This is a genomic window from Paracoccus methylovorus, assembly GCF_016919705.1.
GTDB lineage: Bacteria > Pseudomonadota > Alphaproteobacteria > Rhodobacterales > Rhodobacteraceae > Paracoccus > Paracoccus methylovorus.
The window spans coordinates 2,033,248-2,054,405 of sequence record NZ_CP070368.1; the positions used below are offsets into that span (position 1 = coordinate 2,033,248).

General features: G+C 65.1%; 24 protein-coding genes and 2 pseudogenes. 13 read left to right on the forward strand and 13 right to left on the reverse strand.

The genetic code is table 11. The features are described 5' to 3' along the window. Nucleotides 1-135 precede the first annotated feature (135 nt). Nucleotides 136-896: pseudogene (locus tag JWJ88_RS10155) on the forward strand (IS5 family transposase). Here JWJ88_RS10155 and JWJ88_RS10160 read toward each other — a convergent pair. The 4 genes from JWJ88_RS10160 to JWJ88_RS10175 all read right to left on the reverse strand — a co-directional run bounded on the left by JWJ88_RS10160 (nt 888) and on the right by JWJ88_RS10175 (nt 2,649). Then, nucleotides 888-1,127 carry a type II toxin-antitoxin system VapC family toxin gene (locus tag JWJ88_RS10160; protein WP_205293948.1) on the reverse strand — a complete coding sequence of 80 codons (240 nt, stop codon included), beginning with the start codon at nt 1,125-1,127 and terminating at the stop codon, nt 888-890. The pseudogene JWJ88_RS10155 and the gene JWJ88_RS10160 sit on opposite strands and share 9 nt — an antisense overlap. After that, nucleotides 1,127-1,372 carry a type II toxin-antitoxin system Phd/YefM family antitoxin gene (locus JWJ88_RS10165; protein WP_205293949.1) on the reverse strand — a complete coding sequence of 82 codons (246 nt, stop codon included), beginning with the start codon at nt 1,370-1,372 and terminating at the stop codon, nt 1,127-1,129. Before JWJ88_RS10165 ends, JWJ88_RS10160 begins: the two co-directional genes overlap by 1 nt. A gap of 149 nt (nt 1,373-1,521) precedes the next feature. Continuing rightward, nucleotides 1,522-1,995: a hypothetical protein gene (locus JWJ88_RS10170; protein ID WP_205293950.1), complete on the reverse strand. Its 474-nt coding sequence runs from the start codon at nt 1,993-1,995 to the stop codon at nt 1,522-1,524. A gap of 324 nt (nt 1,996-2,319) precedes the next feature. Further along, the gene (locus tag JWJ88_RS10175) at nt 2,320-2,649 is read right to left on the reverse strand and encodes a DoxX family protein (protein WP_240200157.1); all 330 of its coding nucleotides are present in this window, start codon (nt 2,647-2,649) and stop codon (nt 2,320-2,322) included. A 175-nt stretch (nt 2,650-2,824) separates the two neighbouring features. Between JWJ88_RS10175 and JWJ88_RS10180 the strand changes: the two genes are divergently transcribed. Beyond that, nucleotides 2,825-3,430 carry a TetR/AcrR family transcriptional regulator gene (locus JWJ88_RS10180; protein ID WP_205293951.1) on the forward strand — a complete coding sequence of 202 codons (606 nt, stop codon included), beginning with the start codon at nt 2,825-2,827 and terminating at the stop codon, nt 3,428-3,430. Between the two features lie 19 nt (nt 3,431-3,449). Here the strand turns inward: JWJ88_RS10180 and JWJ88_RS10185 are convergent, their stop codons facing one another. Genes JWJ88_RS10185 through JWJ88_RS10195 form a run of 3 tightly spaced genes read right to left on the reverse strand, consistent with a single transcriptional unit; the run spans nt 3,450 to nt 5,449 of the window. Beyond that, a complete protein-coding gene (locus tag JWJ88_RS10185; protein WP_205293952.1) occupies nt 3,450-4,121 on the reverse strand; it encodes a class I SAM-dependent methyltransferase in 672 nt (223 codons plus the stop codon). Next, entirely contained in the window at nt 4,118-5,002 is an 885-nt protein-coding gene (locus JWJ88_RS10190) for an NAD(P)/FAD-dependent oxidoreductase (RefSeq protein ID WP_205293953.1), read from the reverse strand. The genes JWJ88_RS10185 and JWJ88_RS10190 overlap by 4 nt, the downstream gene beginning before the upstream one ends. Nucleotides 5,003-5,005: 3 nt before the next feature. Continuing rightward, on the reverse strand, nt 5,006-5,449 hold the full coding sequence (locus tag JWJ88_RS10195; RefSeq protein ID WP_205293954.1) for an RrF2 family transcriptional regulator: 444 nt from the start codon (nt 5,447-5,449) through the stop codon (nt 5,006-5,008). A gap of 112 nt (nt 5,450-5,561) precedes the next feature. Between JWJ88_RS10195 and map the strand changes: the two genes are divergently transcribed. After that, on the forward strand, nt 5,562-6,311 hold the full coding sequence (map, locus tag JWJ88_RS10200; protein ID WP_205293955.1) for a type I methionyl aminopeptidase: 750 nt from the start codon (nt 5,562-5,564) through the stop codon (nt 6,309-6,311). A 26-nt stretch (nt 6,312-6,337) separates the two neighbouring features. Here map and JWJ88_RS10205 read toward each other — a convergent pair whose 3' ends face one another. Beyond that, nucleotides 6,338-7,069, reverse strand: a complete 732-nt coding sequence (locus JWJ88_RS10205; protein WP_205293956.1) for an SDR family oxidoreductase — start codon at nt 7,067-7,069, stop codon at nt 6,338-6,340. Between the two features lie 91 nt (nt 7,070-7,160). On the opposite strand from JWJ88_RS10205, the gene JWJ88_RS21990 reads away from it, so the two are divergent. The 3 genes from JWJ88_RS21990 (at nt 7,161) to JWJ88_RS10215 (ending at nt 8,343) form a co-directional block, all read left to right on the forward strand. Next, nucleotides 7,161-7,451 (forward strand): cupin domain-containing protein, encoded by a 291-nt coding sequence (locus tag JWJ88_RS21990; RefSeq protein ID WP_256439703.1) that lies wholly within the window; start codon nt 7,161-7,163, stop codon nt 7,449-7,451. Nucleotides 7,452-7,485: 34 nt separating this feature from the next. Further along, nucleotides 7,486-8,067, forward strand: a complete 582-nt coding sequence (locus JWJ88_RS21995; RefSeq protein WP_256439704.1) for a helix-turn-helix transcriptional regulator — start codon at nt 7,486-7,488, stop codon at nt 8,065-8,067. 72 nt (nt 8,068-8,139) lie between these two features. Further along, nucleotides 8,140-8,343 (forward strand): hypothetical protein, encoded by a 204-nt coding sequence (locus JWJ88_RS10215; protein WP_205293957.1) that lies wholly within the window; start codon nt 8,140-8,142, stop codon nt 8,341-8,343. Nucleotides 8,344-8,509: 166 nt separating this feature from the next. On the opposite strand, the gene fes is transcribed toward JWJ88_RS10215, so the two are convergent. From fes to JWJ88_RS10235, 4 genes are all read right to left on the reverse strand, one after another. After that, the gene (fes, locus tag JWJ88_RS10220) at nt 8,510-10,072 is read right to left on the reverse strand and encodes an enterochelin esterase (RefSeq protein WP_205293958.1); all 1,563 of its coding nucleotides are present in this window, start codon (nt 10,070-10,072) and stop codon (nt 8,510-8,512) included. Beyond that, entirely contained in the window at nt 10,066-12,180 is a 2,115-nt protein-coding gene (locus JWJ88_RS10225; protein WP_205293959.1) for a TonB-dependent siderophore receptor, read from the reverse strand. The genes fes and JWJ88_RS10225 overlap by 7 nt, the downstream gene beginning before the upstream one ends. A 28-nt stretch (nt 12,181-12,208) precedes the next feature. Then, entirely contained in the window at nt 12,209-12,874 is a 666-nt protein-coding gene (locus JWJ88_RS10230; protein WP_205293960.1) for an RNA polymerase sigma factor, read from the reverse strand. 431 nt (nt 12,875-13,305) lie between these two features. After that, nucleotides 13,306-14,487 carry a Fic family protein gene (locus JWJ88_RS10235; protein ID WP_205293961.1) on the reverse strand — a complete coding sequence of 394 codons (1,182 nt, stop codon included), beginning with the start codon at nt 14,485-14,487 and terminating at the stop codon, nt 13,306-13,308. Between the two features lie 213 nt (nt 14,488-14,700). On the opposite strand from JWJ88_RS10235, the gene JWJ88_RS10240 reads away from it, so the two are divergent. Further along, nucleotides 14,701-14,994, forward strand: a complete 294-nt coding sequence (locus JWJ88_RS10240; RefSeq protein WP_205293962.1) for a type II toxin-antitoxin system RelB/DinJ family antitoxin — start codon at nt 14,701-14,703, stop codon at nt 14,992-14,994. A 282-nt stretch (nt 14,995-15,276) separates the two neighbouring features. After that, nucleotides 15,277-15,642, forward strand: coding sequence for a hypothetical protein (locus tag JWJ88_RS10245; RefSeq protein ID WP_205293963.1), 366 nt, complete (start codon nt 15,277-15,279; stop codon nt 15,640-15,642). Nucleotides 15,643-16,079: 437 nt separating this feature from the next. On the opposite strand, the gene JWJ88_RS10250 is transcribed toward JWJ88_RS10245, so the two are convergent. Further along, nucleotides 16,080-16,649: a TetR/AcrR family transcriptional regulator gene (locus JWJ88_RS10250; RefSeq protein ID WP_240200158.1), complete on the reverse strand. Its 570-nt coding sequence runs from the start codon at nt 16,647-16,649 to the stop codon at nt 16,080-16,082. Between the two features lie 821 nt (nt 16,650-17,470). Here JWJ88_RS10250 and JWJ88_RS10255 point away from each other — a divergent pair. The 5 genes and pseudogenes from JWJ88_RS10255 to JWJ88_RS10275 all read left to right on the forward strand — a co-directional run. Further along, a pseudogene (locus tag JWJ88_RS10255) lies at nt 17,471-18,001 on the forward strand (ParB/Srx family N-terminal domain-containing protein); the annotation flags it as partial. After that, entirely contained in the window at nt 18,000-18,170 is a 171-nt protein-coding gene (locus tag JWJ88_RS10260; protein WP_205293965.1) for a hypothetical protein, read from the forward strand. The pseudogene JWJ88_RS10255 and the gene JWJ88_RS10260, both read left to right, overlap by 2 nt. 112 nt (nt 18,171-18,282) lie before the next feature. Then, the gene (locus tag JWJ88_RS10265) at nt 18,283-18,870 is read left to right on the forward strand and encodes a TetR/AcrR family transcriptional regulator (RefSeq protein WP_205293966.1); all 588 of its coding nucleotides are present in this window, start codon (nt 18,283-18,285) and stop codon (nt 18,868-18,870) included. Nucleotides 18,871-18,882: 12 nt separating this feature from the next. Further along, entirely contained in the window at nt 18,883-20,028 is a 1,146-nt protein-coding gene (locus JWJ88_RS10270; RefSeq protein WP_205293967.1) for an efflux RND transporter periplasmic adaptor subunit, read from the forward strand. After that, the gene (locus JWJ88_RS10275; RefSeq protein ID WP_205293968.1) at nt 20,025-21,158 is read left to right on the forward strand and encodes an ABC transporter permease; all 1,134 of its coding nucleotides are present in this window, start codon (nt 20,025-20,027) and stop codon (nt 21,156-21,158) included. Before JWJ88_RS10270 ends, JWJ88_RS10275 begins: the two co-directional genes overlap by 4 nt.

The following is a 21,158-nucleotide window of genomic DNA, read 5'->3' on the forward strand; positions in this document are numbered from 1 at the left end:
TCATCGGGCGCAGAGAAGCAATATGTTACCCAGATGTATCATCTCTAGGGCGTGTTGACAAAAGGGATTCACCGGGCGCGGTGATCGTGATTCAAGCTGGTATCTGCAATGGAGACCAGCGTGGCACGAAACCTGATGTCGAACGACGAGTGGGCGTTCTTTGAACGCTTCATCCTGGCTGTCCGTTCTCCGAACGGCCGCAAGCCCACGAACCATCGGCTTGTTCTGGATGGGATTTTCTGGATCGCCCGAACGGGGTCGCCCTGGCGCGACCTGCCGGAAGAGTTCGGCAAATGGTCGTCTGTCTATCGGCAGTTCCGGCGCTGGACGTTGGCGGGGCTGTGGGAACAGATCCTGGAGGCGCTGAACGAGAGCCGGATCGTGCCGGATGCGCTGCAGATGATCGACAGCACCGTGGTTCGCGCTCATCATCAGGCAGCGGGCGCAAAAGGGGGACTCCGCGCCAAGGTTTCGGCCGCTCGCGAGGTGGCTTCACGACCAAGATCCATCTGCGGGTCAATGCGGCAGGCCTGCCCATGAGAACCGAGATCACGGCCGGGCAGACATCGGACTACCTCGGCTTCGATCTGGTCATGGCTGACAACCTGCCCGAGCCAAGCGTTCTGCTCGCAGACCGCGGCTACGACTCCGACAACATCCGCAAGACCATGGAGGTGCGCGACGTGGTGCCGGTCATCCCCATGCGCAAAACCCGGAAGCTACGGGTCGCCGTTGACCGCAGGCTCTACCGCCTGCGCAATCTCGTTGAGCGGTGCTTCAACAAGCTCAAGAATGCCCGTCGCGTCGCCACCCGCTACGACAAGACCGCCGAAAGCTTCCTGGGCTTCATCGACATCACGTCGATCCGCCTCTGGCTCCGCCATTTGTCAACATGACCTAGGGGCCAGTTGCACCCCAAAGGCATCCACCGCCTCGCTGATCTGCTCGGCGGCGCCTGCCGGTAGCCGCCCCCGGCGCTCGTTGACGACCAGGATGTTACGCAACTCGGCCCACAGCAACCAAGGTGCACCGATTTCTTCGTGCCTCTCGGCCAGAGAAGCCAGATCCACGCCAGACTCATCCGGCATGACCCACGCAATCAACGCCGAAGCATCGATGACCAGCATCAGCGGCGGCCTTCGTCTCGCGCCGAAAGAATATCGTCGATTCCAAGCCGCACATCTCTTGCCGCGAGCCTGCTGCGCAATTCAGCCATGCGAAGCAGGGCGGCGGTGCGGTCATTGTTTGCTGGAGGCACCAAGCGAGCGACGGGCTGGCCGCGCCGGGTAATCGTCACCGTCTCGCCTGCCTTTGCGGCGGCAAGAAGCTCCGACAGATGCGTTTTGGCCTCGAAGGCACCGATCTCGCGCATGCGAATCTCCATCAACTGGTTTGAAGTCTAGTCTGATGATAATCCTTCTTCAAGCACCCTGCCCAGCATAGGGTAACGACACAAAAGCAGTGCCGATGAGGCAGAGATCGTGACGTATCCTCCAGCTGCCGGCGATTTCGAACTCGAGGCTATATCCAGGCACCGCCTGCTTGCAGCAATACATCTCGTAATCCGGCCCGCCGGCAAAGAAGTCGCAAGGGATATCGGGGCCGTCTGGCAACGGCATCGCGGATCTGCGGCATCCTGGATCTGGCGCAGCTTTTCCTCGCCTGTGAACAGACCGTCGAACCAGGATCCAGCCCGCGCACCCGCAGATCCGGCCGATACATCGTCGCCCCCACCGCCCGCAGATGGGTCGCCTGCCCATGCGCGACCCAGGGAACCTCTTCTCGCACGGCAAAGACCAGCATCCCGGTCGAGCGCGGGGTGCTGATCATATCAGCGCATTGCAACTCGACCCCGCCATAGATCAGCACGGTGACATAAAGCCCGGCCTCGAGCGATGTAACCGCTTCGGAGGGCGGCGGCGGCGGATGGTTTGCGCCGCGCACCAGCATGTTGAGCCGCTCGCTGCGATGTTCGATGAAATGCGGTACGCCCATGCCCTCGCCCTCTGGATCGGTCCCGACAATCGGGAGCGGTGCGCGAGGTGGGCCCGGCGGCCTGCCTTCATGCCCGATCATACAGAAGCAGAAGGCGGGCGACCAAAACCGGGCAGGCAAAGCGCGGCGATGCCGAGGCTGACTCAGGTTGCGGCGCTTTGCGCGCTACCCTGCCCCGCCGTCATCAAGAGCCCCGCCCCCCATCACCGTGACCACGGCAAGGTTGCGGCCCGTGAAGAGATCGGCCCATGCGCCGCCGGTATCCGCCGCGGCGGCGGTCGGATCTGTCTTGTGTCATTTCGGTTCTCTCTCTGCCTTGGTGAATCAGGCCCTGCGCGGCCAGGACAGGGCCAGCACGATCAGCGCGACGGACAGCGCGACCAGCGGCGCGATGCTGTGATCGTATTCGGCATGGATCAGCGTGGTCAGCGCCGCCGCCGCCATGATGCAGGCCCCCAGCCCCGCGCCATAAGGCCGGGTCGGCGCGCGCGGCAGCAAGATCGCCGCCAGCAATTCCAGCGCGGCGGTCACATAGTGGAACCAGCCGGGATAGCCCCAGCGGGCATAGGCGGCCTCGTTCTCGACCGAGAGAAGCAGGTTCCCCCAAGGCGCCGTACAGGAAAAAGGCAGCCAGAAGCAGCCCGAGGCCGGCACCGGCCCGGTGCCTTGTCGTGTTCATGCGTCCTCGCAATTCAGGCATGGCGGGGCCTGCCGCCCGCATGGATGCGGCGTCTGCAAAACCCCTGTCATTCGTAGTGCGATCAGTCTATTTAACTAATAGGCGGCGTCAATATATAAATAGAGTGATCACTCAAGGAATATTCCAGCCATGGCACGCAAGGTCGATCCCGAGAAGCACGAGGAAAAGCGGCTCGAACTGCTGGAGGCCGCGCATTGCTGCTTTCTGCGCGAGGGGCTGCGCGGCGCCTCGACGGCGATGATCTGCAAGGAGGCCGGGATCAGCCCCGGCCATCTCTACCATTACTTCGCCTCGAAAGAGGTGATCGTCGAGGCGATGGCCGAGGATTACCTGCGCCGCCTGCATGGTTATTTTGCCGATCAGCCCGAGGGTGCGAACACCTCGACCGTCCTCTTGTCCGAGATCTGGTCGATGCAGGGCTGGGGCGATGTCGATCACTGCCGCATCCTGTTCGAGCTCTTGGCCGAGGCCGGGCGCAACCCGCGCATCCGGGCGATCCTGCGCGAAAACACCAGCGGTGTGCACGCGGTTTTGTCGCAGACTTTGCGCGCGGGTCAGGCGAAGGGCGAAGTGGACGCGGGGCTGGACCCCGACCAGGTGGCGGCGATGCTGATCGCGGTGGTCGATGCCGCGCCGATGCTGCCGCTGATGGTCGAGGGCCTCGACTTCGCCGCCAGCCGCGACTTGCTGACCCTGATGGTGCGACGCTTTCTCGCGCCGCAGAGGGAAGTATAGGCGGACTGGCTCCAGCCCGTCACGCCCAGGCGATCCAGCCCTTGAAGGTAAGGGCGGCATAGAACAGCTGGACCTCGCGGAAGCCCGCCGCCGCCAGAAGCGCGGCATCCTCCTCGGGCGCAAGGACCGGCAGGCGCTCTTTCATCGTGGCCATGCCGGCCATGGCCTGCGCCTCGGGAACGCCGCCCGAGACCAGCCAGGCCGCATTGCGCCGCAGCCACAGATCCTGCAGGCCGTCCGCCTGCGGAAAACTGTGATGGGCCATGACGAAGAGCGCCGCGGGGCGAAGGCGGCGATGCAGCTGGCGCAGGGTGCGCAGGCGTTCCTCGCGCGGCAGGAAATGCAGGGTCAGCAGGCAGGTCGCACCGTCGAAGGGGCCTTCGGGGGCGTCATCGATATAGCCCTGATGAAACGTCACCCGGTCGTCATCTTGACCGAGGGTGTCCCGTGCCTGCCGGATCATCCCGGCCGAGGGATCGACGCCGTCGAAGCGCCAGCCCGGATAAGCCCTGGCGAAGGCGCGCAGCTCCAGCCCGCCGCCTGCGCCGAGGACCAGGACACGGCCCGCCTCGGGCACGCGCTCGGCCAGCAGCAGCCCGGCCATACGGTGCAAGTCCTTGAGCCCCGGCACATGGCGCGCGACACGCGCGGCATAGCTAGCGGCGTCGCCCATATGGGTCGCGCCGCTCATTCCGGCCAGACCAGCGAGCGATGCAGCTGTGCCCCGGCCCAAGCGCCGTCCCCCACCGCCAGCGAGACGGAATGCGGCGCCCGCGCGACGTCGCCGCAGGCGAAGATGCCGGGAAGGCTGGTTTCCTTCGTCTCATCCGTCAGGACCTGGCGGCCCATCGGCGTCTCGATCACCTCGCAGCCGGCGGCCTCGGCCAGCGGGCTGGCCGGCTCGGTCCGGGTCGCGGTGAAAAGACCGGCGAAGGGCAGCACCCGGCCGTCGCGCAGTTCCACCTCGGCCGCGCCCGCAATCCGGGCGATGGGGGTTTCCTCGACGGCGACGCCGCGGCTGCGCAAGTCTTCGCGCTGCTCCGGCTCCAGTGTCAGCGCGCCGTTGGTCAGGAAGGTGACCTCGCCCCATTCCGGCAGCAGCTGCGCCTGATGCGGCGACATCGCGCCGGCGGCGATGACCCCGATCCGGCCCTGGTCCAGCTCGTAGCCGTGGCAATAGGGGCAATGGAACACCGTCTTGCCCCATCGCTCCGGCAGGCCCGGAATGTCGGGAAGCAGGTCTCGGACCCCGGTGGCCAGCAGGATGCGGCGGCCGGCATGGGCCGTGCCATCCGCCGTGGCCAGCCGGAAATCGTCCTTGCGCCCCGAGATCGCGACGGCCTCGCCCTCGATCCAGCGCAGGGTCGGATAGGTCAGCAACTGTTGTCGCGCCGCGGCCCAAATCTGCGCCGGATCAATCCCGTCCTGCCCCAGAAACCCGTGCGAATGGCGGGCGAAGCGGTTGCGCCGCTGTCCGGCATCGATCACCCGCACCTTGCGGCGCGCACGCGCCGGCTGCAGGGCGGCGGCCATTCCGGCATAGCTGCCGCCGATCACGATCACGTCCTGCATGTCCTACTCCTTCGTCGCCCGCCTTTGCGCATGGCTGCGGGCGAAATCCTCGGCCAGATCGGCCAGCGTCACGTCGGCGAAACGTTCCAGCAGCATCGCCTCGGCCTCGGCAAAAGCGCCATCCAGCGCGGCATTGACCGATTGCTCAACCAGGCATTCCGGCGTCTCGTTGCGGTTGCCGATGGCAAAGATCGCCGGCTCGCCCAGGGCCTCGTGCAGCCGGCGCAGGCTGACCGCCGCCAGGTCGGCCGAGATGCGCCAGCCCCCGGCGTGCCCCCGCTCGGCCGTGACCAACCCCACCTCGCGCAACAGCCCCATGGTGCGGCGCACCACCACCGGATTGGTGCCGAGGCACCGGCCAAGCGCCTCGGAGGTCATGGGTCCGTCATGTTCCGCCATGTGCAGCAGGGCATGGAGGACCGAGGAAAGGCGGCTGTCGCGCTTCATGTAACTATATATGTTACGATTTGGAGCGGCGGTCAAGACAGTGATGCGGGACATCGCCACGCGTCACCGCTATGATGTCGGTTGCAGCACCTGATCGAAGCGGGAACAGGCGATGACGATCACCAATCAGGACGAACTCGACGGGTTGAAGGAGATCGGCCGGATCGTCGCCAACACCATGCAGGCCATGGCGAAAGCGATGGAACCCGGCATGACCACTCGCGAGCTGGACGAGATCGGCCGTGCGATGCTGGAACGTGAGGGCGCCGTTTCGGCGCCGCAATCCACCTATAATTTTCCCGGCGCAACTTGCATCAGCGTGAACGAGGAAATCGCCCATGGCATCCCCGGTGACAGAATGATCGCGGCGGGCGATCTGGTGAATATCGACGTCTCGGCCTCCAGAAACGGCTATTTCGCAGATACCGGCGCCACATATCGCGTCGCGCCCATGCGCCCCTCGCTGGATCGGCTGTGCCGCGATGGCAGGCAGGCGATGCAGATCGGCATCGCCCAGGTCGGCAGCGGTCGGCCGCTTGCGGGCATCGGCCGCGCCATCGGCAAGTTTGCAGAGCGGCGCGGCTATACGCTGATCCGCAACCTTGCCAGCCATGGCATCGGCAGGGCGCTGCACGAAGAGCCTGCGGAAATTCCGACCTGGCCCGCGCGCGATGAACGGCGACGCATCCACAGGGGGCTTGTGCTGACGGTCGAACCGTTCCTGTCCAAAGGCGGCCTCTGGGCGACGGAGGCAGACGACGGCTGGACGCTTTACAGCGCGCCATCGGCTCCTGTTGTGCAATACGAACATACGGTCGTTGCGACGGACCGCGGTGCCATGGTGGTCACCTTGCCGGGCTGAACCTGGCGGTCCTTCCCTGCCCTGCATCAGGCCGCCAGCGCCACCGCATCCGCTCCAGCCGGATAGCGCAGCCGGTCGGTGCCATCAGTTGCGGCCCGGAACACCGCCTCGGCCACGTCGGTTTCCCTCGTGATCAGGGCCGGGCTGGCGAAGGCGGCAAAGACCGGCGCGGCGAAATCAGCATAGGCCGGGGGGATCATGTCCTCGATGGCGAAGTCGATGTTCTGTGAAAACCGCGTGGTCGGCGCATAGCCCGGCTCGACCAGCTTTGCCCGCACACCGAAGGCCGCCAGTTCATGCGCCAGCGATCCGGTAAAGCCCTTGATCGCCTGCTTGCTGGCGGTATAGGCGGCAGCCAGCGGCATCGGCGCCAGCGTCACGCTGGAGGTGACGTTGACGATCACGCCCGACCGCCGCGTCCGCATCTGCGGGATCATCGCCTGCACCATGGCCATGGTGCCGAAGGTGTTGGTCTCGAACAGCTTGCGGACGTAATCCATCGGCGCGGCCTCGAAGGCGCCGACAAGGCCGATGCCGGCATTGTTCACCAGCACGTCGATGGGACCGGCGGCCTTGATGGTGGCGGCGATGCTGGCCGGGTCGGTGACATCCAGCGGCAGAATGCGCAGGCCCTCGGGCAACAGCCCCTCGCGCGGGGTCCGCATGGTGGCGATGACCTGCCAGCCCTGCGCGTGGAAATGGCGGGCGGTTTCCAGCCCATAGCCCGACGAGGTGCCGGTGATGAAGACGGTGTTCATGACGATCTCCTGAGTTGACAGCAGGAATGTAGCGCGCATGATCAGGATGTTTATCAATCACAAGTCCTGATTAAGTTTGTAAAAGTCCTGAATGTCTGACCCGCTTGCCCAGGTCATCGAGCTGCTGCGCCCGCAGGCGGTGTTCTCCAAGGGGATAACCGCCGCAGGCCGCTGGGCGGTTGAATATACCGAATTCGGCCGCCCGGCCTTTGCGGCGATGACGATGGGCAGTTGCCGGCTGACAGTCGCGGGTGAAGACCCGGTCACCGTCGAGGCCGGCGACTTCGTGCTGCTGCCCGCCACGCCGCGTTTCGGCATGTCCAGCCTGAACCCCCGGCCCGCTTCGCCGGATCGACGCCCGCACCGACTCGCCGCAGCATGAGGTTCGCCATGGCCGGCAGGACGGCCCGCCCGAGATGCGGCAGTTCGGCGGCTGGTTCACCTTTGCCGCGCCGGATGCGGCGCTGCTGGTAACGCTGTTGCCCCGGATGATCCACCTGCGCGGCGTGCCGCGGCTGACGCAGCTGGTGCATATGCTGGGCGAGGAGGCTGCGCGCGACGATGCGGGCCGCGACCTGATCCTGGCGCGTCTGGTCGAGATCCTGCTGATCGAGGCGTTGCGCGCCGCGCCGGAAGGAGCCGCGGCACCCGGCCTGCTGCGCGGCCTGTCCGATCCGCGCATGGCCAGCGCCCTGCGCAGCCTGCATGGCGACATCACCCGCGCCTGGACGGTTCCCGACCTCGCCAATACGGCCGGCATGTCGCGCTCGGCCTTCTTCGAGCGGTTCACCCGCATGGTCGGCAGCCCGCCGATGGAATACCTGACCACCTGGCGCATGGCCGTGGCGCACGATCTTTTGCGCCAGGGCAGCCTTGCGCTCGATGAGGTCGCAGCACGCGTCGGTTATGGCTCGGCGAGCACCTTCAGCACCGCCTTCAGCCGCCACACCGTCCAGCCACCGGAGCGGTATGCAAAAGCGGTGCTGGCGGGAGGATGAAAAAACGGCCCTTCGCCGTCGGTCGGCACACATGCATGCTGCGAGGCGGCACCCTCCAAAGCAGCCGTTGGAATGGTACCGCAGCGAAACCCCAGCCAACATGGCAGCGATGCGAACACCGATGCCGGCCTGTGCCGCGCCAAGGCGCCCGTGTCCCGGAAGGACGCCGACAGCCGCGGCTTCTGGCCGGTGGTCAAGCCGAATGACTGGTGCGGCGAGTTCGCAAGCCAGTTCGCAGCCGAACGAGGCAGCCAGGCGGCAATGCCGGCCGGATGAGGGCAGCCCATGGGGCTGCCCGCTCGTTTCAGGGGCGCTGCATCTTCAGCATCACCGTGAAGAACCAAGCTGTTCGCGAACTGGCCGCCAGCTCCGCTCCCGGCTTTCGGGATGGCAGGACGGCAGGAACCCGGCGACGGGCCAGTCATGCCGGCCAGCGGCACCCTCACTCCTCTGCGCCGAAGAGGGCGATCAGCCCATCCGCCAGCGCCCCGCGCCAGACCAGATAATCGTGGCCGCCGACATATTCCCGCCATGCGACCTCATATCCCTGAAGCCGCAGCACGTCGCGCAATTGCCGCGAAGTCTCCAGGATGCCGGCGGTGCCGGCGCGCCCGGTCTCGAAAAGCCCGGCGCTCAGGAAGAACCGGATGGGCAGCTTCTCACGCCCGGCATAAGCAGCAGCGACATGGGGGATGCCGTCCGCCACCGTGCCCTCGGGCGCCCACCAGAACGAGCCTGACATCGAGATCGCGTTGCCGAAGGTATCGGGCCGGGCCAGCGCCACCGTGGCGGCGGCGAGGCCGCCATAGCTGGCGCCGGCCAGCACCGTCCGGGCAGGATCGGGGCGGATGCCGGTTTCCGCCGCGACGCGCGGCAGCAGTTCCTCGGCCAGGGCCTGCGCAAAGACCGGGTTGCCGGGCAGTTCCTTCCCCCGCGTCTGGCTGTCGATCGAGGGGATCAGCACCGCCACCACCGGCGGCAGCGCCCCCTGACGTGTCAGCGTATCCAGCATGCGCGGGGCGTCGATCCGGTTCATGGCCTGCTCGCCATCGAAGATCAGGGCCAGCACGATATCCGGGTCGGCGGGGTCCAGGCCGCGCAGGAAAGACAGCGTGATTTCGCGGCTGTTGCCCAGAAGCCCGCTGTCGAAGGTGAAGCGCTTAAGCTCGGGGTCCGCCTCGGCCGCGGGCGGCGTGCCGGGCTGGGCGGGCGCATTCCGCAACACGACCGTCGAGTCCTGATTGAAGCGGTCCGGTGTTTCGCTGGGCCAGGGGTGACGATTCAGCGGATCCATCTGCGCCGTGGCCAGGATCGCCTCCCGGCGCGCTCGGGCATCGCCCGGGATGTCGGGCACGTCGGGCGCCAGCTTGTAGGAAAGCCGCAGGCTGTCCGGCACGCGAAAGCTCTTGAACCAGATATCCGTGCCCAGCAGCCGTTCCAGCCATTCATGGTCGTTCGAGGGTGCGCCGAACAGCCGCACGTTGCGGCTGGCCCCGCGCCACAGGAAGGTGACGACGACCTTGCCCTTGCCGGCATCCTCTACCATGGGCGTGCCCTCCGCCGCGACCTTGCGCCAGAAGGCATCGATATCGCCACCGGCTGCCAGCGCGGCGATGCGCGGGCTGAGATATTCCGGCGCGGGCGGGTGCTGGTCGGCGGGCGGAACCGGCTGATCCAGCGCCACCCCGACGCGGCCTGCCTGCGGGGCGGACAGCTGCAGCAGTGTCGTATCCTGCTCGGCCACGGCATGAAAGCCGATATTGCCGCGACCGTCATGCGACAGACGGCGCAAATGGTGGCCCTGCGCATCCAGCAGATCGGCATCGACGGGCAGGGCGCCCGCCTCGATCCGCCCGGCCAGATAGCTGCCGGGGGGCGCCTCGATGCGCAGACACAGGGGCGCGCCCGCGACCAGTTCGACCGTTTCGACCGGGCCGGGAACCAGCGTGTCCTGCGCCAGTCCCGGACCTGCCAGCACGGCCAGCAGCAGGGCCAGCCTTACCATGTGTAATCGACCGAAAGCCGCGCCTGGCGCTCGCTTCCGACCCAGCAGGCATAGGCGCTGGCACAGGAGGCGGTATAGAATTCGTCGGTCAGGTTGGTGACGTTCAGCTGTGCGCGCACGCCTTCGTAACGACGATCCAGGGCGCCGAGATCATAGCCGACTGCCGCATCGACCAGCGTCACGCCGGGCACGGTAAAGGCGTTGCCGCGCGCCCAGCTCTTGCCGATATAGCGCACACCCAGCGCCGCATCCCAGCCGTTGCCGAAGTCGTATTTGCCCCAGATCAAGGCCTGATGCCGCGGCACGCGGTCGTTATGGGTTCCGATCTCGTCCGGGTCGTTCGATTTCGACACTTTCGAGTCGTTGTAGGAATAGCCCGCGACCAGTGAGAAGGCATCGGTCACCCGGCCCTGCGCCTCCAGTTCGAAGCCGCGCGACTTGATCTCGCCGATCTGGCGATAGGTCGCGGTGGCGTCGTCGTATTTCAGGATATTGGTCTGGCGCAGGTCATAGGCCGCGGCGGTGACCATCAGCGTCTCGGCGCTGTTGGCCCATTTCACGCCGATCTCGACCTGCCGGCCCTCGGTCGGGTCGAAGGGGTCCTGGCCGCTGGCGGGCGTCTGCGTCACCGGCTCGAACGAGGTCGAATAGCTGACATAGGGAGAGAAGCCGTTCGCCATCTCATAGAGCAATCCGATGCGGCCGGTCAGCGCCTCGCCGTCATAGGTTTCGCGGCCGCCGGTCAGCAGGTCTCGGGAGTCGTTCGTGGCCCAGTCGTAGCGCAGCCCGGCCTGGACATGCAGATTGCCGAACTTCGCCTGGTCCTGCACATAGATGCCAGTCTGGCGCAGGCGCGAGATGCCGTCGGACTGGCCGCGCGGCTCACCAACCGTTCCGACCGCATGAACGGGATCGGTCCAGTCGATGGAATTGGCCGCAGCGCCATAGCTCGACGTGCTGTCGTTGCGCGTATATTTCAGGTCGATCCCGCCCAGGATGACATGCTCTCCGCCACCAGCATTCAGCCGGTATTCGGCCTGATTGTCCAGCAGGGCCTGTTTCGTCTTGCTGTAGCTTTCCGTGACCGTGCGGCTGATCGTGCGCTCATCCGCGGCCAGCACCCCCCAGACCAGCGTACGCTGGTCCCAGTCGCCGATCGAATACCGGGCCTTCTGGCGCAGGGTCAGCGCGTCGCTGATCTTGTGCTCAACCGTCCAGCCGAAGCTTTTCGAGGTCCGCTCCGAACGCTCGAAATCCGGGTCTCCGACCAGGAAATCGCCGGGGATATAGCCGTAAGAGGTCGGGTTCAGCGTCCCCAGCGCCTCGCGGAAGTTGCGGTAGCCGGCATCGGGCTCGCGCTGATACATCGCGTAAGCCGTCACGGTCGTGGCATCCGTCGGCGCCCAACGCAGCGAAGGCAGCAAGGTCAGCCGCCGGGTTTCCAGCCCGTCTTCCTGCGTGTCGGCCTTTTCGGCCAGGCCCACCAGACGCCAGGACAACGTATCGTCGAGCCGCCGGGCCACGTCCAGGCGCACGCCGGCCCGCGCATCGGTGCCGGTGTCGAAGCCCAGCCTGTTATGTTCCGTGCCGTCCGCCTTCTTCAGTTCCATGTCGATCAGGCCGCCGGGGCTGGCCTGGCCGTAAAGCAGCGAGGCCGGCCCCTTGACCGTCGCCACCGATTCCAGGATCCAGGGGCCGATCTGCTGGCCCGAGCCCTCGATGGCCAGACCGTCCAGATAGCGTGGCACGTAGCCGAAGCCGCGGATATAGGTCTCGTCCGAGATGTTCGAACTGCCGCGATATTCCGAGGCGACGCCCGGCGTATAGCGCAGCGCTTGCGCGACCGAGGTGACGCCCTGGTCCCGCATCTGCCGATCCGTCACCACCGAGACCGAGGCCGGCGTTTCATCAAGCGGCGTATCGGTCTTGGTTCCGGCAGTCGAGCGCTGCGCGGCATATCCCTGTGCCTGCCCGACGGTGATGGTCACCTGATCCAGCACAACGGCGCCCTCTTGCGCCTGGGCGAGGGCCGGCACGGCTGCGGTAAGCACGGTCGATGTCAAAAGTGCCGTATGCAGGCGCATACGGTGCGAAATCCCTAGTTTCATGTTCCAGCTCCGTCAGGAAGCGGACTGGCTACTCGGGATTGGCGCCGCGATGGTGGCTGCTTTCTAGTCCCTTGCTTCTTGCTTGTCCACATGCGTGACGAGTGGTTCTTCTCGGCAGTTGTTCGACGGTATGATGCAGGACAACCAGTTCCTGGCGCGATTGCACGATGGCCTCGGTGCCGGGCTGCTCGGCCGCCACATCGGCGGCAATTTCGCGGCTGCAATCCAGTATCTCGCTCCGCACCCGCTGTCGGCGCAGGTGATCCAGCGCGGCATTTGTCGCGGCGCGGGCCAGATAGTTGCGCGGCGACTGGACATCGCGTCGATCCTCCCGGTGGAGCACATTCAAGAAAACGTCCTGCACCAGATCCTCGGCGTCCGTCCGACTACGTATGACATGGCGCACCCGCCGCACAAGCCGGTCACGCTCGCTGCGAAACAAACTGCCCAGTTGAAGCACAATTGAGGACATGGCCGTGTTTATCGAATGACGCTCCTCAGATAACCCTACAGAAACAATTAGGAAATTCAGATCAGGAAAATGGCATCTTTCAGCCCTCGGGAGTGCCCATAGCGTAACAATCGCGACAGCTTTGCCCTGGAGGATGCTCGTAACGAGATTGGTGATCAATGGCGCAGACCCGCCACGGGTCTTTACTTCAGCGGCAACCAGTTTCAGGGTCATCCGGGCCATCAGCGGATGCCATCACGTCAATGTGACCTCGCCGATTTCGCGCTATGGTTTCCGCGCGATTGCTTCCGATGTGATTCCGGAGCGATTAGAGCGCAAATGCAAAAAGCCTCTGGAGGAGGCTTAAGTTGCTGTAATGTAATGGAATTTTTGGTTGCGGGGGTGTGCAACCATCTTTACTTGCGACCGCCCGGTTCTCTTCACGCCATGCTGCTGCGGACGGAAACAGCGCTCTTTGGCGAAGCATTTCGTACAGCAGCGTAGGAAGTGGACCCCATCCGTATGCGACTTTATCGCAGCTGCCTCGTGCTTTTATCAGAAGATAACTCGACCCTGCCTGACCCTTCTGGGACTTGTGAGACCGAACCGATGGCCTGACTCATTTGTGGTGCCGCAGTTGCTGACCGTGGGGTGCGGACAGTTCGTGGAGAGATTCAACTGCCGACCGGCAAAGGGTCGGTCCCTTCGCTAAGAATTGCAAGGTAGCGCCGGTAGCTGAACACCCGCCCCCGCTTGCGCCCGGTGATCTCATCAACGATGCCCATCTTCTCCAGATCAGCCAGCGCCGCATTGACCGTCGGCGCCGACAGACCCGTCTGCCGGACAAGCTGGTTGGAGGTCAGGAACGGATTCTGCTGGAAGAGATCGTGGATACGCAGCGCCGATCCGGCCCGGTCGCTTTCGGTCGTGATGCGCTCGCGGTCTTCCTTGAACAGGTCAACGATGCGGGTCGCGGCCTCGAACGCCTGGTTCGCCGTCTTAGTTACCCCGGCAAGGAAGAAATCGAGCCAAGCCTCCCAGTTGCCATGCTCGCGCACTTCCTGAAGCAGACGATAGTAGTCTGCCCGGTGTGTCTTCAGATAGAGGCTGAGATAGAGCAACGGCTTGCGCAGCACCCCGTTGACACAGAGATACAATGTCACCAGCAGGCGGCCGATACGGCCGTTGCCATCGAGGAACGGGTGGATGGTCTCGAACTGGACATGCAGCAACCCGGCCTTGATCAGCGCCGGAAGACGCGAGCTGTCCTCGTGCATGAAGTGTTCCAGCGCATCCAGACAGGTGTCGAGTTCGGTGACGGGCGGCGGCACAAAAAGCGCGTTACCCGGGCGCGAGCCGCCGATCCAGTTCTGCGTGCGGCGGAACTCGCCCGGGCTTTTCGTGTCGCCGCGCCCGCTTTGCAGCAGCCGCGCATGCATCTCGCGGATCAGGCGCAAGGACAGCGGCAGTTCCTCCAGCCGTTTCAGCCCGTACATCATCGCATCGACATAGTTCGACACCTCGCGGATGTCGTCGATCGGCTCCCCGGCCTGCGCCTCGGTCTCGAACCGCAGAAGATCGGTCAGCGTGGATTGCGTGCCCTCGATCTGGGACGACAGCACCGCCTCTTTGCGCACATACATGTAGAGGAACAGTTCCTGGCGCGGCAGCAGCATGGTAATGCCGTCAAGCCGCCCGAGCGCGCGTTCGGCGAGGCTCAGCCGGTCCAGAAGAGCCAGCACGTCGATCTGCGGCTTCGGCGGCAGGGGCGGCGGAACGAAGGCGCGCACGATCTTGCCCGCGACAGGGGTTTCGACGAAGCGGCCAAGCCGCTGATTGGGTTCGGAATCGATCATGGGATCATCATGGCAGCGCGGCACTATTTAAACAATGCCGCCACAACTTAAATAGCCAGAATGCTAACGTAAGCGACCTTAAATAGGCTCGTCGCCCCTGGCCAGCGCGAGGTACGCAACGTGAAACAGGCCCAGTCCGCAAGTGCGACAGCGAACGATGCTGCCGCCACATCTCAATTGAGATACAATACTTGCAACTCATGGAGAACAGCCATGCCTGCACAAACATCAATGCTGCACGTTCGCGTGGACGACAAGATCAAGACCCAGGCAGCCGAGGCGCTGGCAGGTGGCGGTCTGACCCTTTCGGATGCCGTGCGCATCCTCCTCACCAGGATAGCCCGCGAGGGTGGCCTTCCTGCAGGGTTGACGGCCGATCCCGACGCCTATGACGCCTGGTTCCGGGCCAAGGTGCGAGAAGCGCTGGAGGATGAGCACCCTACGACGGTCCATGCCGATGTCAGGGCCGAGATGCGCGGACTGATCGACCGGAAGCGCCGTGCCTGATCTGGAATGGCGGGAAACCGCGCGAGAGGGCCTGCGGTCGAATTTCGAATACATCGCGGATGACAACCCGGCAGCGGCGCTGGCATTGCTGGAAGAAATCGAGACAAAATTCGCCGCAAAGACCGTCGTGCAGCCGGCTAGCCGACCGCATTCAGCCAAGCCTCCCGCCCAAGACGGGAGGGATGCCCAAACGACCCTGATATGCTACAGTGAACATCGACAGCATCACGGAGCACCAGCGCCTTCCCCTCAGTCCCATCTGACGACCTTGGCCTCGCGCTTATGAACCTTGAACTGCATGGATGCGTGGGCATCAGCGCAGCCAACGCGCTCTGCGACTGCGGGCTGGTCTCGCCCGCAACCTTCGTCAAATCCCGCAGCGATATGGGAGACTTCGTCTTCGAGGCTATCGAGATGGAACTGCAGGCTACGGTGGAAATCGGCCGCATCTCGCTGGCCCAAGCCACGAAACACCCCTTCATCACCGAAGCCTTCGCACGAATGCAGATCGACCAGTTCGCCACAGACGAGCGCGTCGTGTTCGACCACGGCCATCTTTCTCAATGCAGCCCAAAGGCGTTGGAAACAGCATTCGCCAGGTCTGCGCGAAGTTGGCGAAGAGGGGCGGCACCGAACGCTCAGGGTTAACTCGCAACTCCAAGGGGGCACCACTGCGCGCCGCACCGCGATGAAATCCGGCCCATACCTGCCGATCGGGCTCGCTGCATGCTAGGTGGCCGTCTCCCCGAAGCGGCCGTTCAGTCAATGTTGCAGCAATAGGCTCGCCTCCGTGGTCGTGATGTGATCGCAGGCGAACATAATGAGGGAAGCGGCCGTTTGGCCGCCTTAGGTTCTGCGCAATGTGCCGCAGACCATCCTGCCCGGTCGCGCAGCCAATTGCGGGTGCGGGCCCGGACATTGGCATAGGGCGAGCCGCTGTTGAACTGGATCAGCCGTCGCGGATCGGCGAACTCTACTTGTCATGGTAGTGATGCGGAACCCGCGCCACGCCCGCACACAGCAGTGCCATTAGGGGAATGCTACTATGCAGCATTTGGAGAGCCTGACCGGCCACTCTGGGTCGGCTACGCCTTCGCCGCCTGCAGATAGGCCTGGCACATTTCCAGAAGCTGCTGTCTCAGCGCCTGGCTGTAGGCGTCAGTCACACCCCGCTCGAACGCATTGCGGACCGTGCCGAAGGTCACCGTAACCACGGTAAGGTTGACGCTGCGCAGATCCGGGAAAGTCGCGTCGGTCGCGCTGGCCAGCATTGCCGTGGTGGCGGCATCGACCCGACGGGCAAAGGTCTCGATCAACTCGGCATTGTTCATCTCGGCGACCGAGCGATAGAGCGCCCGTGTCACCTCTGGCCGTTCGGTCTTGGCGCGCCAGTAGGTCTCGATCAGTGCCTCGACCATCCGGTTGATCGGCGCGGCGTGATGGGCAAGGCAGATGGTCTCGATCCTTTCCGCCAGCACCTCCAGATACCGTTCGTTGAGCGCATAGATCAGCGCCTGCTTGTTCGGGAAGTACTGATACATCGTACCGACCGATACACCCGCTCGTTCTGCGACACGGGTCGTGGTCAGACGGTGCATCCCCTCGCTGAGCAAAAGCTGAATGGTCGCCTCGAATATCGCGTCCACCGTCACCACGGCCCGCGCCTGACGCGGCCTTTTCCGGGGGGATATGGGCGAAGTCGAGATTGTCCCAGCGCTCTTCCCAGCCGAGACGCAACTGCCCCCCGGGCGCACGCCGCAGGATGTCGCCAAGCACCCTGAAAGCGTCTTGCGGCAACCTCTCCCATATTCCCTGAGAGGTAGGCAAGAAGTCGCCGTTGAAGGTGGTATCGAGCCAGTCGGACGTCTTGGCGGCACTCGCTGCATCGTCGAACAATCCTGCTACCGCGCGGATACTCCCGTATGACAACTTCACGCCCAGCGCTCCGAACTGCCTCGAAAGCCACGGTTCGTTGCAGCATCCCGGTCTGCAAGCAGGTCGGTTTGGACAGTCCGCTGCTGCTCAGGGCGCACGGAGCCTGTAGACCGTCCCCCTGACGCACTGCGGGATCAGTGCGCAGCAGACGCTCCGCGCCGGTGATCATGTCGGCGAAGTCGATCAGGCCACCCGCCGCGCGGCCTTCGGAAAAGCGACTCATTATCAAAGATTTGCGGAATCACGATCGGTCCTCAATGGATTCTTTTGCGAAAGCCAGGGAAGCCAGTTCGGGGAAGCCACGCTGCCGGAAGCCAGCCAGTGGAGGCCACACTCCAGGAAGTCGTTGAATCCGCAGTCATTTTCCATCTGACAGACCTGCCCCCATTGACCTACCCCTTGATCATCGAAGAATTGCGCCCGGAGGACACCCCTCGCGGGCGTTTTTTGTTTTCCTGCCATCCCGGTTCCCGATCCTGACGCAGCCCTTTCCGGCCGCGCATATCGGCATGCCCGCCCTGCCCCGGATGAGACCCGCCCCATGGACCTGGTGTTTGCACCAAGCCAGATCGAGACTTGGCCGCTCGACCGGCTGCGCCCCTATGCCCGCAACGCCAAGATGCACGGCACCGACCAGGTGGCGAAGATCGCCGCCAGCATGGCAAAGTTCGGCTGGACCGTGCCCTGCATGGTGGCCGACGATGGTGAACTGATCGCCGGCCATGGCCGGGTGCTGGCCGCCACCATGCTCGGGTTGACCGAGGTGCCGGTGATCCGGCTCGGCCATCTCGACGAGGCCGAGCGCCGGGCCTATCGCATCGCCGACAACAAGCTCACCGAACTGGGCGAGTGGGACGAGGCCCTGCTGCGCGAGGAGATCGCGGGGCTGTTGGCCGAGGATTTCGACCTGTCACTGCTCGGGATCAGCGATGATGATCTGGATGCGCTGCTGCGTGATCCCGAGGCGCTGGGCGGAGATGGCCCGGTCGAGGGCGAGGGCGATGTGCCCGAACCGCCGGTCACGCCTGTCTCGGTGCCGGGCAAAGCCCGCAGGCAAGAAGCACAACGTCTTGGCCTTCAATGAGGCCACGACCAATCTTGCCGTGTCGCACGGCACTTACATCCTGACAAAGCGTTTCACCTCCAAGGAAGAGAAGCGGCGGCTGGTGGCAGTGATCTATGATCCGGCGGCGGTCGATGCCGAGTATGTCGGCTTATCGGCCTCCCTCCTGCCCACCTAGTTCCCGGTGTCGCGGCAATCAATGCATGCAGAAAATGATGCCCAGTGATTGACGCATCGCATGAGGCTGCCTAAATATGTTTGTGACTACTCACTAACTAACGGGGTGCCCCGTGCGAAAATCAGCGGAGCTTCGCAAGGCCGAGATCGTGGCCACCGTGCTCGACCTGGCCGACCGGATCGGGCCGGACCGGGTGACGACGGGGGCGGTCGCGTCGCAGATCGGCGTCACGCAGGCCGCGCTGTTCCGGCACTTCCCGACCAAGGCGGCACTCTGGCAGGCCGTTGCCGAGCATGTGGCCGAGGGGCTGGCAACGGCGTGGGAGGATGCATTGCGCCTCGGAGACACCCCGATCGTCAGGTTGCGTGCACTGATTTCCGCACAGTTCGCGCAGATCGACGCGACCCCCGCGCTGCCGATGCTGCTGTTTTCGCGTGAGTTGAATGTCACCAATGCGGACCTGCGCGCCACCTTTCACGGCAGGCTCACGACCTTCCACGGCCTTCTGGCCATGGCGGTCAGAGCCGGCCAGAAAACCGGCGCGTTGCGCGGCGACATCGCCGCAAACGATGCGGCGGCGCTGCTGACGTCGCTCGTGCAGGGCGTGGCGATCCGCTGGGCGCTCGGCGCTCGCGATTTCGACTTGCGAGCCGAGGGGCTACGCCTATTCGACGCACAGTGCCGGCTTTTGGCTACGTAAGGAGAATAGACGATGCGGCGCATTTGGCTATCGGCTCTTCTTCTAGCAGCGGCTGTCGCTGCCGGCTTTCTGTTCTTCACCGAACGCCCAGTGACGGTGGCGGTCATTCAGCCCGAACATGATGTGGCCCTTCGCATCTACGGGCTCGGCACTGTAGAGGCGCAGATACTCAGCCGCATCGGCTTCGAGGTGGGCGCCGCCCTGACCCGGCTTTCCGCCGATGCCGGCGACAGCGTGACCAAGGGGCAGGAATTGGCCGTCCTCCACTCTGCCGTGCAGGAAGCGCGTGTTGTCCGCGCCCGGGCCGCGGTGGCAGCGAACGAGGCCAATCTTGCCAGGGCCGAAGCGGCGCTGGTGCGGGCCCGGGTCATGCTGGCGCAGCGCGAGGTCGCGAACCAACGGCTGCAGGGGCTGGCGCAACGCGATGTGGCCTCGATCCAGCGCGCCGAGGAAACGCAACGCGATGCGGACGTGGCCCGCGCCGATCTGGCGGTGGCCGAGGCGGATGTGGCCGTGATCCGGGCACAGGGCCTCGATGCGGCGGCCGCCCTGCGGCAGGAGGAAGCCCTTCTCGGCCATCACCGGCTGCTCGCGCCCTTTGATGCGCTGCTTGTCACCCGCCATGCCGAACCGGGCACGGTCGTCAAGGCGGGCGACCCGATCTTCACCCTGATCGACCCGGCCACCATCTGGATCCAGGCGTACATCGACGAAGAACGTGCCGGCCAGCTTGTCCGGGGCCAGCCGGGCACGATCCGGCTGCGATCGCAGCCTTCGGCCGAATTCCATGGCACCATCGCCCGCATCGGCATCGAAAGCGACCGGGTGAACGAAGAACGCCGCGTCTGGCTGACCTGCGCCGACTGCCCCGCCGAGATGTTCCTTGGCGAACAGGCCGAGGTGCGCATCCTGACCGGCACGCGCGCGAGCGCCCTGATGGTGCCGGAGGTCGCGATCACCGGCTTCGACGGCCATCGCGGCACGGTCTGGACGGTGCGAGACGGCCGTCTCGCGCGGGTGGAGTTGACCCTCGGCGTCCGCGATGATCGCGGTCGCGTCGAGGTCACGGGCGGACTGCCCGAGGGAGCCGCCATCGTCGCCCATCCGCCCAAGGGCGCGGCCGAGGGTCGGCGCGCCCGCGGCAGTGAGGCGCCATGAACCTCGCGCTCAAGGACATCCGCCATGGCCTGTTCCGGTTCGTGCTGACCTGTTTCGGGTTGGGGCTGCTGATGACGGTCGTGCTGGCGATGATCGGCATCTACAACGGCCTCGTCTCGGACGCGCTGGCGGTTGTAAAGGCACCGGCCGCAGATGTCTGGGTGGTGGAGGCCGGAACCAAGGGACCGTTCGCGGAAGCCTCCAGCATTCCCGCCGACACCCGCGACGCGGTGGCGCGGATGCCCGGCGTGGCCGAGGCCGGTGCGGTCAACTACCAGAACGTCGAGGCGCCCCATGCCGGGCGCACGCTGCGGCTCTATGTCGTCGGCTACGAGCCGGGCCGTCCGGGCGGGCCGCAGATGATCGCCGCGGGGCGGGGCATCGGCGCCAGCCATTTCGAGCTGGTGGCCGACCGCAAGACCGGCCTTTCGCCCGGCGAGACCATCCGGCTCGGGCGCAACCGCTTTACCGTGGTCGGCCTGGTCGAAGGGGCGATGAACTCGGGCGGGGATCCGGCGGTCTATGTGACGCTGGCCGACGCGATGGCGCTGCAGACCGAGCTCGACCCGGCCGCTCAGCGGGTGCAGGCCGCGCGCGGGGCTGTCTCCGTCAAGTCCGCATCGGTCGCCGCCATAATTGCCCGCATGTCGCCGGGCGCCGATGTCGATCTGCTGACCGCGACCGTGCGCCAATGGAAGCACCTCGCCGCCATGACTCAGGCCGAACAGGAGGAACTGCTGCTGGCCTCGGTCGTCGACAAGGCGCGCCGCCAGATCGGGCTGTTCCTCGGCATCCTTCTCTCCGTCAGCGCCGTGGTGATCGCGCTGATCATCTACACGATGACCATGGAGAAGCTGAAGCAGATCGCCACGCTGAAGCTGATCGGCGCGCCCGACCGCACCATCATCGCGCTGATCGTGCAGCAGGCGCTGATTCTCGGCGCCGCGGGCTGGGGGATCGGCCTGATGCTGATCCTTGCGGTGAAGGACTATTTTCCCCGTCGCGTGGTGCTGGAGCCGTTCAACGTCATGGTCCTTGCCGGCATCATCGCCGCCGTCTGCCTTCTATCCTCGGCGCTCGGCGTGCGAGCGGCGATGAAGGTCGACCCGGCCACAGCGCTCGGGAGCTGA